Source organism: Streptomyces silaceus (assembly GCF_001419745.1).
Classification (GTDB): domain Bacteria; phylum Actinomycetota; class Actinomycetes; order Streptomycetales; family Streptomycetaceae; genus Streptomyces; species Streptomyces silaceus.
The window spans coordinates 1-14,465 of sequence record NZ_LIRJ01000441.1 but is presented as its reverse complement, the minus strand read 5'-3'; the positions used below and the strand labels follow the sequence as shown (position 1 = coordinate 14,465).

The 14,465-nt window shown below is 75.3% G+C and carries 4 protein-coding genes; 1 reads left to right on the top strand and 3 read right to left on the bottom strand.

The window, feature by feature from the left end:
• Positions 1 to 479: ABC transporter ATP-binding protein (locus AOK22_RS33265; RefSeq protein ID WP_157872347.1), on the bottom strand; the 479-nt coding region annotated here is incomplete at its 3' end.
• A 460-nt stretch (positions 480 to 939) separates the two neighbouring features.
• Between AOK22_RS33265 and AOK22_RS40345 the strand changes: the two genes are divergently transcribed.
• The gene (locus AOK22_RS40345; RefSeq protein WP_079036980.1) at positions 940 to 1,188 is read left to right on the top strand and encodes a PqqD family peptide modification chaperone; all 249 of its coding nucleotides are present in this window, start codon (positions 940 to 942) and stop codon (positions 1,186 to 1,188) included.
• 68 nt (positions 1,189 to 1,256) lie between these two features.
• Here the strand turns inward: AOK22_RS40345 and AOK22_RS33260 are convergent, their stop codons facing one another.
• Both AOK22_RS33260 and AOK22_RS33255 read right to left on the bottom strand, forming a co-directional pair.
• Positions 1,257 to 5,210 carry a type I polyketide synthase gene (locus tag AOK22_RS33260; protein ID WP_055702436.1) on the bottom strand — a complete coding sequence of 1,318 codons (3,954 nt, stop codon included), beginning with the start codon at positions 5,208 to 5,210 and terminating at the stop codon, positions 1,257 to 1,259.
• Between the two features lie 65 nt (positions 5,211 to 5,275).
• The coding region (locus AOK22_RS33255; protein ID WP_063795383.1) for an SDR family NAD(P)-dependent oxidoreductase at positions 5,276 to 14,465 on the bottom strand (9,190 nt) is incomplete at its 5' end.

Genomic DNA, 14,465 nt, shown 5'->3' with positions numbered 1-14,465 from the left:
GCGACGCGCTGCTGCTGGCCGCCGGAGAGCTGGCTGGGCAGGTGGTCGAGGCGCTCGGCGAGACCCACGCGCCGCACCACGTTCTGGACGAGGGACTTGTCGGGGCGGGCACCGGCCAGCTGCAGCGGCAGCAGGATGTTCTGCCGCACGGTCAGCGAGGGCAGCAGGTTGAACGACTGGAAGATGAAGCCGATGCGGTCGCGGCGCATCCTGGTCAGCCGGACGTCGTCCAGGCCGGCGAGGTCGGTGCCGCCCACGGTGACGGTGCCGGAGGTGGGCCTGACCAGTCCCGCGGCGCAGTGCAGGAAGGTGCTCTTGCCCGAACCTGACGGGCCCATCACAGCGGTGAAGGTGCCGGTGGCGAAGCTCATGGTGAAGTCCCTGAGCGCAGCCACCTCGTTGTCCCCGCGGCCGTAGATCTTCGAGACGGCGTCCAGCCGTACGGCCTGTGCCTGTCGGGTGTTGTCTGTTGTGTGCACTCGGGCTCCCCGGAAATGAGTCGCGCTGCGGCGCGGTGTCGAGATCAACGTTAGAAGCGGGCGGTGGGTCGGCACATTGGCCTTAGCAGGTGGATCCGAGGTAGAACTTTCTCTACCCAGCCACCGGTGGAACGTGCGGAGCCGCCGCCGATGGGCTGTCAAGGGGGAGAAAACTTCCGCCGCGCAGGACGGCTGGCACCACCCCAAGAAGTATTGCCAGGGCCATTTTCGAACGCCTTTCCGGCGGGTAGCGTCGTGCCATCGAGCATGACGCGGAGGGGAACGCACAATATGAGTCCAGAAGAGGTCACCCACTTGTCCGGAGGAATTCGGCGGACGTGCGGCGGACGGGGCGACCGACCACTCGTGAGGCGGGGCAGATCGCTCGACCGGAGGCCAAGTGGCCGTATATCGACGGTTGTTGGTGGCAGGCGGGGCAGGTGGGAAGGATCGCGCCACCATGGGGAATGAGCCGGAAGTGGTTCCCCGGGTACTGCCCGACGGATTCCTGGAACTCATCTCGCCGCACACCGGAAAGAGACATCGGTGCGGCCCGACGGGCACGATGATGTGGCTCGCCCTGCGGCGCGTGAATTGGGATCCGGAGCAGGCATCGCTGGAAATCGCCGGTCAATTGGATGTCGATCCGGCCGGAATTCGCTGTGACGTCGACGCATGGCTGGCGCATTTTCGTACGGCCGCTCGATGAATGCCCCCGCGGGGCGCCGTCACCATTCGGCGGCGCCCCGCGGGTCATTTCCGCGACCTGTGGTCCGCTCAGCCGGCACCGCCGCCGATGAGCCATTCCTCCACCGCGCCCGCGGTGGTGTCCGCGGCCTCCTCCAGGATGGTGAAGTGGGTCCCCGGCACCTCGGCGAGGACGTGGTCCCCGGCCCAGGACGCCTGCCAGTCCCCGGTGCCGTCCCCCGAGGCGAAGGACTCGGTGGGCCGCACGAAGAGCACCGGGGCGCTCAGGGCGCCGGGCATGCAGTCGCCGATGAGGTCGCTGTAGCGGCTCATGGCGGCCAGGCGGGCGGTGCTGAATCCGCCCAGGGACGACTCGCGGTCCAGCATCCCGTCGAGCATCTGCCGCCACAGCTCGTCCTTGCCGTCGTCGCCGGGCAAGTAGGTGTCCAGCAGGGCGAGTCCGGCGGCCGGGGTGCCGGCCTTCTCCAGGATCTCGGCCGCGGCGTGGGCGAACTGGCCCCCGGAGGAGTAGCCGAGGAGGACGAAGGGCCGCCCGTCGGCCGTCGCCGCGCGGATGCCCTCGACGACCACGTCGATCGCCGCCTCCAGTGTGCGGGGCAGCGGCTCGCCGGGCAGGAAGCCGGGGACCGCGGGGACGAGGACGTCGCGGCGGCCCCGGAAGCGGGCGGCGAACCGCGCGTACTGGTGGGCGCCGCCAAGAGCCATCGGCGAGGGCAGGCAGATCAGCCGGGTCGCGGCGTCGCCGGTGGCCAGGCGGACCGGTGCGGGCACCTCGCCCAGTTCGTCCGGGGTGGCGAAGCCGGGCAGGATCTCGGCCACGGTCTTCAGGAGCTCGATGCCCTTGGCCATCCGGCCCTCGCGCACCGCGCGGCGCAGCAGCCCGCCGACCGACTCGGGGTCGGGGCCGCCGTCCGGCGCCCCGGCCCGGCCGCCGCGCGCGAACTCCTCGCGCACATGGGCGGCGAGGGCGAGCGGCGTGCGGTGGTCGAAGACGGCGGCGGCTCCCAGGCGCAGACCGAGGGCGCCCTCCAGGGCGGCGCGCAGTTCGGCCGCGGACACCGAGTCCATGCCGACCTCCAGGAACGCGGCGTCCGGCTCGACGGCCTCGACGCCCTCGTGGCCGAGGACGGCGGCGGCCTGGGCGCGCACCACGTCGGTGAGCAGGGACTCCTGCTCCGCCGGTGCGAGGCCGGCGAGGCGGGCGGCGAGCGGCTGCGCGCCCTCGCCTGACGGCTCGTCGAGGACCGCTTCGAGCGCGGACACCGGTGCCGTGGAGCCCTGTTCCAGGGTGAGGGCGACGTCCGCGTCCAGCCAGTAGCGGCGGCGCTGGAACGCGTACGTGGGCAGGTCCGTGCGGTCCGTTCCGGGGAAGAGTGCCTGCCAGTCGGGCGACAGGCCGTCGGTGTGCAGCCGGGCGAGGCCGGTCAGCAGCGTGGCGGTCTCGGCGCCCTGCCGCCGCCCGAGGGCGGTGAACGTCACGGTGCCCGCGTCCGCGTCGGCGTCGACGCACTCGCGGGCCATGCCGGTCAGGACGGCGTCGGGGCCGAGCTCCACGAAGCGGCCGACTCCGGCCCCGGTGAGGGTGTTCACGGCGTCGGCGAAGCGGACGGTGCCCCGGACATGACGTACCCAGTAGTCCGGATCGCGTACGAGATCGGCATCCGCTATCTCACCGGTGAGCGTGGACACCAGCGGAATGCCCGGCTCGTGGAACGTCAGCCCCTTCGCGACCGCACGGAACTCATCCAACATCGGATCCATCAACGGCGAGTGGAACGCATGCGAAACAGTGAGCCGCTTGCTCTTCTCGAACCGGGCCGCCACCTCACCCACCGCGCCCGCCTCACCGGACACCACCACCGAACGCGGACCGTTCACCGCCGCGAGACCGACACGACCGTCCAGGAACGGACGCACCTCCTCCTCACCCGCCTGCACCGCCACCATCGCGCCACCCTCCGGCAGCGCCTGCATGAGCCGGCCGCGCGCCGCCACCAGCGCGCAGGCGTCACGGAGGTCGAGGACGCCCGCGACATGCGCGGCGGCGAGTTCGCCGACGGAGTGCCCGGCGAGGTGGTCGGGACGTACGCCCCACGACTCCAGGAGCCGGAACAGCGCCACCTCGAAGGCGAACAGGGCGGTCTGGGCGTACTGGGTCCTGTGCACCGCTTCCCGGTCGCCCCCGGCGAGCAACTCCGCAAGGTTCAGGCCGAGTTCGGCGTCGATCGCGTCAAAGGTCTCGGCGAACACCGGGTAGTGGGCGCGCAGTTCGAGGCCCATACCGAGACGCTGGGCGCCCTGCCCGGTGAAGAGGAACGCGGTGCGGGCCCCGGTGCGGGCCCGGCCGGTGACGACGGCGGGCGAGGCGTCTCCGGCGGCGAGCGCGCGCAGCCCGGCCAGCAGCTGCTCGCGGTCGGCGCCGGTGACGGCGGCGCGGTGCCCGAAGGCCGCGCGGCGCACGCCCAACTCCCGAGCCACGACGGCGGGTTCGAGTTCGGGGCGTGCCTCGACGAAGGCGCGCAGCCGCTCGGCCTGCGCGGACAGCGCCTGCGGGGAGCGGGCGGACAGGGGCCAGAGCAGGGCGGGGGCCGTCGCCGCCTCCGGTGCCCCGTCGGCGGGTTCGGCCGCCTCGTCGGACACCGCCTCCGCGGCGGCCTCCTCCACGATCACGTGGGCGTTCGTGCCGCTGATCCCGAACGAGGAGATGCCCGCCCGGCGGGGGTGGTCCTCGCTCGGCCACGGGCGGGAGTCGGTCAGCAGGCGTACGTTTCCGGACGTCCAGTCGACCTTGGTGGACGGTTCGGCGGCGTGCAGGGTGGCGGGCAGCACGCCGTGGCGCATCGCCATGACCGTCTTGATGACGCCCGCGACCCCGGCGGCGGCCTGCGTGTGCCCGATGTTCGACTTGATCGAGCCGAGCCAGAGCGGGGCGTCGGCCGGGCGCTCGCTGCCGTAGGTGGCGAGCAGCGCCTGCGCCTCGATGGGGTCGCCGAGGGTGGTGCCGGTGCCGTGCGCCTCGACCAGGTCCACCTCGGCGGCGGACACCCGCGCGGCGGCCAACGCCGCGCGGATGACGCGCTGTTGGGAGGGGCCGTTGGGCGCGGTGAGGCCGTTGGAGGCGCCGTCGGAGTTGACGGCCGAGCCGCGGATCACGGCGAGGACCTCGTGGCCGTTGCGCCGCGCGTCCGAGAGGCGCTCCAGGACCAGGACGCCGAGCCCTTCGGCGAAGCCCGTGCCGTTCGCGCCCTCGGCGAAGGCCCGGCACCGGCCGTCCGGCGAGAGCGCGCCCTGCCTGCTGAACTCCACATAGGTGCCGGGGGATGCCATCACCGTCACTCCCCCGGCCAGGGCGAGCGTCGACTCGCCCTGGCGCAGCGACTGGGCCGCGAGGTGCAGGGTGACGAGCGAGGAGGAGCAGGCGGTGTCGACGGTGAGGGTCGGGCCCTCCAGGCCGAGCGTGTAGGCGACGCGGCCCGAGACGATGCTCCCGGATCCGAAACTGCCGAAGTAGTCGTGGTACATGAGCCCCGCGAACACGCCGGTGCGGCTGCCGCGCAGGGACTCCGGGTCGATGCCCGCGCTCTCCAGCGCCTCCCAGGACCCTTCGAGCAGCAGGCGCTGCTGAGGGTCCATCAGGGGCGCCTCGCGCGGGCTGATGCCGAAGAAGCCGGCGTCGAAGTCGCCCGCGTCGTGCAGGAATCCGCCCTCGCGGGTGTACGAGCGGCCGGCCTTGCCGGGCTCCGGGTCGTAGAGGTCCGGGTCCCAGCCGCGGTCGGCGGGGAACGCGCCGATGCCGTCCCCGCCGCGCTCGACGAGCTCCCACAGCTCCTGGGGCGAGCGGACGCCGCCCGGGTAGCGGCACGCCATGCCGACGATCGCGATCGGTTCGCGCGCCGTCGCGGTCAGGGCGCGGGTGCGTTCCCGCAGCCGGTCGATCTCCTTGAGCGAGGCGCGCAGCGCCTCGACCATCCGGGTGTCCTGGCTCCCGGATGCGGTGCTTCCTGACACGGCGCTGTCCGCCATGCTCCCCCTCCTCGTCACAGGGTTACTCGTCGCAGAGGTCGTCGCCGGGTCCGGCGCGGTGCCCGTCACAGGGCGTCGTCCTCGCCGACGAGGTCGTCGAGCGCCATGCTGATCAGGCTCTCCGCGTCCATCGCGTCGATCGAGGCGCGGCTCTGCCCGCCGTCCGCGGCCGGTTCGTCCGCCGCGCGCAGTCCGGCCAGCTCCAGCAGGCCGTCCAGCAGGCCCGCGTCGCGCAGCTTCGCGAGCGGAAGGGCGGTCAGGGCGCGCCGGACGGCGGCCTCCTCGGTGTCCGCCGCACCACGCCCGCGCGGGGTCAGCTCCTCGGCGAGATGAGCGGCGAGCGCGGCCGGGTTGGGGTGGTCGAAGATGAGGGTGGCGGGCAGCCGCAGCCCGGTGAGTTCGTTGAGCCGGTTGCGGAACTCGACAGCGGTCAACGAGTCGAAGCCCAACTCGCTGAAGGCGGGGCCCGGTTCGACATCATCGATGCCGAGCACGCGGCCGGCCTCGGCGCTCACCAGGTCGAGCAGCCGCTGTGTGCGCTCCGTCTCGTCCAGCCCGGCGAGATCGCGCCGCAGGGCCGTCGACGCGGCGGCCGACGCGGTCCCGGTGGTGCGGCGCGGGGTACGGACGAGGCCGCGCAGCAGCGGCGGGACCCGGCCGGACGCGCCGAGGGCGGCGAGGTCGAGACGGACCGGCATCAGGACCGCCTCCGGGCGCCCCACGGCCGTGTCGAACAGACCGAGCGCGGTGTCCTCGTCGAGCGCGAGCACCCCGCCCGCCGCCATCCGGCGGCCGTCGGCGTCATCGAGCCGGTCGGCCATGCCGCCGCCGCCCGCCCAGGCGCCCCACGACAGCGACACGGCGGGCAGACCGAGGGACCTGCGGTGCGCGGCGAGGCCGTCGAGGAAGGCGTTGGCGCAGGCGTACGAGGACTGGCCGGGGCTGCCGAGCAGACCGGCCGCCGAGGAGAACAGGACGAACGCCGACAGGTCCAGGTCCGCGGTCAGTTCGTGCAGGTTCCAGGCGGCGTCCAGCTTCGGGCGCAGGACGCCGTCGAGCCGGTCGGGCGTCAGCGAGGTGAGCATGCCGTCGTCGAGGACGCCCGCGGTGTGCACCACCGCCGAGACGGGGTGCTCGGCCAGGACGCGGGCCAGCTCCTGCCGGTCGGCGGCGTCGCAGGCGACGACGCTCACCTCGGCGCCGAGCGCGGTGAGTTCCTCGCGCAGGTCCGCCGCGCCGGGCGCGTCGGGTCCGCTGCGGCTGAGCAGCACCAGACGGGGCGCGCCGTGCGCCGTGACCAGGTGGCGGGCCACGGCGCGGCCGAGGGCGCCGGTGCCGCCCGTGAGGAGGACGCCGCCGGTCCAGTCGGCCGGTGCGTGGTCGGCCGCGCGGGGTGCGCGCACCAGCCTCGGCGCGCTCGACGCGCCGTCGCGGAGCACCAGTTGGTGGGCGCCGGAGGCGACGGCGGACGGCAGTGCCCTGCGGGACGCCTCGGTGGTGTCGAGGTCGGCGAGGACGATGCGGTCGGGGTGTTCGGACTGCGCGGCGCGCAGCAGGCCCCAGGCGGCGGCGCCCCCGAGGTCGGTGACGTCCTGGTGGGCGGGCCCGGCGGCGCCGCGGGTCGCCACGACCAGGGTGCTGTCGGCGAACCGCGCGTCGGCCAGCCAGGTCTGCGCACGGTCCAGCAGGGTGTGCGTGGCCGTACGGATCTCGTCGGGGGTGTCGCCTCCGGTGTGGACGAGGACGACGGTGTCCGGGGCGGTGCCCGCGGCCTCGGCGAGGTCGGCGGCGACGGTCACCTCGGCGACCTCGTCGGCCAGCGCGTCGGCGAGCACGTCGGCGTCGGGGCCGAGCACGGTCCAGCGGCCGGCCTGCGGCGCGCCGTCGCCGGTGAGCGGCGCCCAGTCGAGGGCGTACAGGGAGTCGACGCCCCCGGAGGCCGCCGCGGCGACGCGTTCGGGGCTGACCTCCCGCAGGGCGAGCGACGCCACCCGCACCACGGGCTCGCCCGCGTCGTCGGCGGCGTCGAGGGTGATGCCGTCGGTGCCGTGCGGGGCGATGCGGACGCGCAGCGAGGTCGCGCCCACGGCGTGCAGGGCGACGCCGCTCCAGGCGAACGGCAGCGCCATGCGTTCGGCGGCGCCCGCGCGCAGCCCCACGGCGTGCAGGGCGGCGTCGAACAGCGCCGGGTGCAGGCCGAGGCGGCCCGTGGGGTCGCCCGCGTCCACGGCGACCTCGGCGAACACCTCGTCGCCCAGGCGCCAGGCGGCCCGCAGCCCCTGGAAGCGGGGGCCGTACTGGGCGCCGAGTTCCGCGAGCCGTTCGTAGTGGCCCTCGACGTCGACCGGTTCGGCGCCGGCCGGCGGCCAGACGGTCAGGTCGTGGCCGCCGTCGGCGACGCCGGGGCGCAGGACGCCGGTGGCGTGCGTGGTCCACGGGTCGCCGTCGGCCGCGGCGGAGTACACGCGGAAGTCCCGCGCGCCCGACGCGTCGGGTTCGCCGACGGTGCACTGGAGGCGTACGGCGCCGTCCTCGGGCAGCACCAGCGGTTCGGCGATGGTGAGTTCGTCGACGGTGCCGCAGTCCAGGCGGGCTCCGGCGGCGAGGGCCATCTCGACGAACGCGGTGCCCGGCAGCAGCGGCACACCGCCGACGGCGTGGTCGGCGAGCCAGGGGTGGTCGGCGAGCGAGAGGTGGCCGGTGTACAGGGTGCCGTCGGCGCCGGCGAGTTCCACGGCGGTGCCGAGCAGCGGGTGGTCGGCGGCGGCGCGGGCGCCGGCGACGTCGGCGTTCACCCAGTGGCGGGTGCGCTGGAACGCGTACGTCGGCAGGTCGGAGCCGTCGCGGTGGGGCAGCAGGGCCGCCCAGTCGACGGCGGTGCCGTAAACGTGCAGCGCGGCGAGGCCGCCGAGCAGCGCGGTGGTCTCCTCCCGGTCCTTGCGCAGCAGGGGGACGGCGGCGGCGTCGCCGCGCACGGTCTCGGCGGTCGCGGCGGTGAGCGCGCTGCCGGGCCCGGCCTCGGCGAACCGTCGTACGCCGAGGTCCTCCAGAGCGGCGACGGCGTCGGCGAACCGGACGGCCTCACGGGCGTGCCGTACCCAGTACTCGGCCGTGGACAGCTCCCGCGCGGCGGCCTGGGCGCCCGTCAGAGTGGAGACCAGCGGGATGCGCAGCGGTCCGTACGTCAGGGACTCGGCGATCTCGCGGAACTCCTGGAGCATCGGCTCCATCAGCGCCGAGTGGAAGGCGTGGCTGACGGCGAGTTCCTTGGTGCGCGCGAAGCGGGCCGCGAGGGCGCGGGCGGGCTCGGCGCGGCCGGAGACCACCACGGAGTCGGGGCCGTTGACGGCGGCGATGCCGACGCCGTCGGTGAGCAGCGGGGCGACCTCGTCCTCGGCCGCCTTGACGGCGATCATCACGCCGCCCTCGGGCAGGGCCTGCATGAGCCGGCCGCGCGCGGCGATCAGCGTGCAGGCGTCCTCCAGGGTGAGGACGCCGGCGACGTGGGCGGCGGCGAACTCGCCGACGGAGTGGCCCGCGAGGACGTCGGGCCGTACGCCGAGGGACTCCAGGAGCCGGTACAGCGCCACCTCGACGGCGAACAGCGCGGGCTGGGTGTACTCCGTGCGCTCCAACAGATCGGCGTCACCGAGGACTTCGGCGAGCGGCCGGTCCAGGAGCGGGTCCAGGTGGGCGCGTACGTCGTCGAGGGCCGCGGCGAACACGGGGAACGCCTCGGCGAGCCGCGTGCCCATGCCCGGCAGCTGCGAGCCCTGGCCGGAGAACAGGAAGGCGAGCTTGCCGTCGGTGGCGGTGCCGGTGGTGCCGTCGGGCGGTGTGGTGCCCTCGGCGACGGCCCGTACGCCCGCGATCAGCGCGTCGAGGCCGTCGCCGAGCACGGCGGCGCGGTGGGTGAGCGCGGTGCGGGCGGTGGCCAGGGCGCCGGCGATCCGGTGCGGGTCGGCGTCCTCGGCGGTGCTCAGGTGGTCGAGGAGCCGGGCGGCCTGGGCGCGCAGGGCCTGCGGGGTGTGACCGGACAGCAGCCACGGTACGGGCTTGACCTCCGGTGCCCGGGCACCCTCTTCGGTCTGCTCGGCGGGGGCGGCCTCGATGACCACGTGCGCGTTGGTGCCGGAGATGCCGAAGGAGGAGACGCCCGCGCGGCGCGGGTGGCCGGGGTCGGGCCAGGCCCGTGACTCGGTGAGGAGGCGGACGTTGCCGCCCTCCCACGCGACGTGCCGCGACGGCGCGTCGACGCCGAGGGTGGCGGGCAGGGTCTCGTGCCGGATGGCCTGCACCATCTTGATGACGCCCGCGACGCCGGCGGCGGCCTGGGTGTGCCCGAGGTTGGACTTGACCGAGCCGAGCCACAGCGGGCGTTCCTCGGTGTGGTCGGCGCCGTAGGTGGCGATCAGCGCCTGCGCCTCGATGGGGTCGCCGAGGGTGGTGCCGGTGCCGTGCGCCTCGACCACGTCGACCTCGGCCGCGGACACGGCGGCCGACTCCAGGGCGCGGCGGATGACGCGCTGCTGGGCGGGGCCGCTGGGGGCGGTGATGCCGTTGGAGGCGCCGTCCTGGTTGACGGCGGTGCCGCGCAGCACGGCGAGGACGCGGTGGCCGTTGCGCCGGGCGTCGGAGAGCCGCTCCAGCAGGAGGACGCCCGCGCCCTCGCCGAAGCCGGTGCCGTCGGCGCCGTCGGCGAAGGGGCGGCAGCGGCCGTCGCGGGACAGCCCGCGGTGGCGGCTGAACTCCACGAAGGTGCCCGGCGTCGCCATGACGGTGACGCCGCCGGCGAGCGCCAGCGAGCAGTCGCCCTGGCGCAGCGACTGGGCGGCCAGGTGCAGGGCGACCAGCGAGGAGGAGCAGGCGGTGTCGACCGACAGGGTGGGGCCCTCGAGGCCCAGGGTGTAGGCGACCCGTCCGGAGACCACGCTGCCGGAGCCGAAGCTGCCGAAGTAGTCGTGGTACATCACGCCGGCGAAGACTCCGGTGTCGGAGCCGCGCAGGGTGGCCGGGTCGATGGAGGCGCGCTCCAGGGCCTCCCAGGAGGTCTCCAGGAGGAGCCGCTGCTGCGGGTCGGTGACCTCGGCCTCCTCGCCGTCCATGCCGAAGAAGGCGGGGTCGAAGTCGGCGGCGTCGTGGAGGAACGCGCCGTGGCGGGTGTAGCTGGTGCCGGGCCGGTCCAGGGTGGGGTCGTAGAGCGTCTCGACGTCCCAGCCCCGGTCGGCGGGGAAGTCGCCGATGGCGTCGCGGCCTTCGGAGACGAGCCGCCACAGGTCCTCGGGCGAGGCGATGTCGCCGGGGAAGCGGCAGCCCATGCCGATGATGGCGACCGGTTCGTCGTCGGCGGCGGTACGGCGGGCCGCGGGGCGGGCCGTGACCGCCGGGGCACCGAGGCCCTCGGAGAGTTCGCCGTGCAGGAAGCGGGCGAGTTCGGCGGGCGTGGGGTGGTCGAAGACCAGGGTCGCGGGCAGCCGCAGGCCGGTGGCGGCGGTGAGGCCGTTGCGGAGTTCGACGGCGGCCAGCGAGTCGAAGCCGAGCTCGCGGAACGGCAGCGAACTGCCCACGTCCTGCGGTGACTTGTAGCCGAGGAGCGCGGCGACGTGGCTCTGCACCAGTTCAGTGAGGAACGGTTCGCGCTCGATCTCCAGGAGCGCGGCGAGCCGCTCGCGCAGCGCGTCGGCGCCGCCCGCGGCGGCGCTCTGCCCGGCGGCGCTGCCGCGCTGGACGGGGACCAGCGAGCGGAACAGCGGGGCGAGCGCGGGTCCTTGGGCGCGCAGCCCGGCGGGGTCCAGCTTCACCGGCAGGACCGCCGGGTCGCCGCCGCGCAGGGCCGCGTCGAAGAGGGCGAGGCCCTCCTCGGTCTCCAGCGGTGCCACGCCGCCGCGCGCGATGCGGGACTTGTCGGTGTCGTCGAGGGTGCCGGTCATGCCGCTCGCCTGCGCCCACAGGCCCCACGCGAGGGAGTGCGCGGGCAGCCCGGCCGCCCGCCGGTGGCCGGCGAGGGCGTCGAGGTAGGCGTTGGCGGCGGCGTAGTTGCCCTGCCCCGGGGAGCCGAGGGTGGCGGCGGCCGAGGAGAACAGGACGAACGCCGACAGGTCCAGGTCCGCGGTCAGCTCGTGCAGATGCCAGGCGGCGTCGACCTTGGGCCGGAACACCGCGTCGATCCGCTCGGGCGTGAGCGAGGAGAGCACGCCGTCGGCGAGGACGCCCGCCGCGTGGACCACGGCGGTCAGCGGCCGGTCGGCCGGGACGGCGTCCAGGACGGCGGCGAGCGCGGCGCGGTCGGCGACGTCGCAGGCGACGCCGGTGACCTCGGCGCCCGACTCGCGTATGTCCGACGCGAGTTCCTCGCTGATGCCGGAGCGGCTGAGCAGCAGCAGATGCCGGGCGTGGCCTTCGGCGGCGAGGTGGCGGGCGATGACGCCGCCGAGCGCGCCGCTCGCGCCCGTGAGGAGGACGGTGCCTTCGCCGAGGGCGGGGGCCGCTGCGGGGGCCTCCGTGGCGTCGGCCGCCTCGGTCCTCGTCAAGCGCGGCACGCGCCACGCGCCCTCGCGGTACGCCACGTGCGGTTCGCCGACGGCGACGGCCTCGGCGAGCAGCTCCTCGCCGAGGTCGCCCTCGGCCTCCACCAGGACGATGCGCCCCGGGTTCTCCGTCTGGGCCGAGCGCACCAGACCGCCCGCCGCCGCGCCCGCCGGATCGGTCCCGGTGACCACGACGAGGGTGGTGTCGGTGAGGCGGTCGTCGGCCAGGTGGGCGCGCAGGGTGTCGAGTACGCCGGTGACGGCGGCACGCACCTCGTCGGCGCTCGCCCCGCCGGACGCGCGCAGCACCTCCAGGGGCGGTACGGCCGTCGCGGCCGGTGCGGGGGCGGCGGTCCAGTCGACGCGGTACAGCGCCCCGGCGCGGGCCGAGCGCGCGGCGGCGGCCAGCGCCTCGGTGCGCAGGGGCCGCAGGACGAGGGAGTCGACGCCGGCGACGGGGGCGCCGGCCGGGTCGGCGAGCGTCAGGGACACGGTGCCCTCGCCGGTGGGCCGCACGCGGACGCGCAGCGCGGTCGCGCCGGTGGCGTGCAGTCGCACCCCGGACCAGGCGAACGGCAGCAGTGCCTCGTCGGCGGCGGCGTCGGTGAGGCCGACGGTGTGCAGGGCCGCGTCGGACAGGGCGGGGTGCAGGGCGAAGCCGTCGGGTGCCGCGTCCGTGGCGATCTCGGCGTACACCTCGTCGCCGTCGCGCCAGGCGGCCCGCAGCCCCTGGAACAGCGGGCCGTAGCCGAGCCCGAGATCCGCCAACTCGTCGTACAGGCCGTCCAGCGGCACCGGTTCGGCGCCCGGCGGCGGCCAGGCCGTCAGCGTGTCCTCGGCGTCCGGGAGCGTGCCCGTCGGGGCCAGCAGCCCGTCGGCGTGCCGCGTCCACGGCAGGTCCTGGTCGGGGTCCTCCGGGCGCGACCAGACACTGATCGGCCGGGTCGCGCCCTCGTGCGGGGTCCCCTCGTCGGGCGCGCCGACGACGACCTGGAGCTGTACGGCGCCGTGCTCGGGCAGGACGAGCGGCGCCTGGAGCGTGAGTTCCACGACGTCGCCGCAGCCGACCTGGTCGCCCGCGCGCAGGGCGAGTTCGAGGTGCCCCGTGCCGGGGAACAGGAGCTGTCCGCCGACGCGGTGGTCGTTCAGCCACGGGTGCGTGCCCGCGGCGATGCGGCCGGTGAGGACCGCTCCCCCGCCGTCCGCGCGCGCCATCGCGGCGCCCAGCAGCGCGTGTTCGGTGGGCGCGAGGCCCGCGGCGGTGACGTCGGCGCCCGTCCCGGTGCTGTCCAGCCAGTACCGCTCGTGCTGGAAGGCGTACGGGGGCAGCGGGACGCGGCGCGGGCGGCGTCCCTCGCACACCGCCTCCCAGTCGACGGCCACGCCGTGCGTGAACGCCTCGCCGAGCGCGGTGAGGAACCGCTCGCGCCCGCCGTCGTCGCGGCGCAGCGAGCCGATGGCGGCGACGCGGTCGTCGGTCTCCTGGATGCCGACGGTGAGCACGGGGTGCGGGCTGGACTCGACGAACAGGGCGTGTCCGTCGGCGACGGCGGCCCGCACGGCCTCCTCGAAGAGGACGGTGCCGCGCAGGTTCGTGTACCAGTACTCGGCGCCCAGCTCGGCGGTGTCGATCAGGCCGCCGGTGACGGTGGAGTAGAACGGCACGTCGGCGGTGCGCGGCCGGATGCCGTCGAGTACGTCGAGGAGCTGCTCGCGGATGGACTCCACGTGCGCACTGTGCGAGGCGTAGTCGACGGGCAGCAGCTTGGCGCGGACCTGCTCGGCGCGCAGCTGCGCGTGGAACTCCTTGAGCGCGTCGGCGTCGCCGGAGACCACCGTGGAGGCGGCGCCGTTGACGGCGGCTACGGACAGGCGCCCGTCCCACGCGGCGAGACGTTCGCGTACGGCGTCGGCGCCCTCGCCCACCGACATCATGCCGCCCCCGCCGGACAGGTCGCGGGCGATGGCCCGCGAGCGCAGGGTGACGATGCGGGCGCCGTCCGCCAGGGAGAGCGCGCCGGCCGCGCAGGCCGCGGCGATCTCGCCCTGGGAGTGGCCGATGACGGCGGACGGGGTGACACCGGCGGCGGTCCAGGCGTGCGCCAGGGAGACCATGACGGCCCACAGCAGCGGCTGGACGACGTCGACGCGGTCGAGGGAGCCGCGCAGTTCGGCGTGGAAGTCCCAGTCGGTGTGCGGGGCGATCGCCTCGGCGCACTCGGCCATGCGGGCGGCGAACGCCGGTGAGGAGTCGAGGAGTTCGGTGGCCATGCCGGACCACTGGGAGCCCTGGCCGGGGAAGACGAACACCGGACGGGCGCGTCCCGTGACGGTGCCTTCGACGAGTCCGGTGGCGGTGGTGCCGGCGGCCAGCGCGGCGAGGGCGCCGCGCAGGTCCGCGGTGTCGGCTCCGGTGATCGCGGCGCGGTGGGCGAAGTGGGCGCGGCCGGTGGCGAGCGACCAGGCGACGTCGGACGGGTCGAGGCCGGGGTGGGCGTCGAGGTGGGCGAGGAGCGCCTCGGCCTGGCCGGCGAGCGCGGCGGGCGTCTTGGCGGTGAGCAGCACGGGGACGGCGAGTCCGCCGTCGCTCGCGGGCTCCTGTGCCGCGGGGCCCTCGGCGGGGGCCTGTGCCACGAGGGCTTCGGCGGGGGCCTGTTCGATGATCGCGTGGGCGTTGGTGCCGCTGATCCCGAACGAGGAGACACCGGCGCGGCGGGGGCGGTCCGCC

Bases quoted from the DNA above. Each gene is read 5' to 3' on its own strand.
- AOK22_RS33260 (WP_055702436.1), bottom strand. From the start codon at position 5,210: ATGGCGGACAGCGCCGTGTCAGGAAGCACCGCATCCGGGAGCCAGGAC.
- AOK22_RS40345 (WP_079036980.1), top strand. From the start codon at position 940: ATGGGGAATGAGCCGGAAGTGGTTCCCCGGGTACTGCCCGACGGATTC.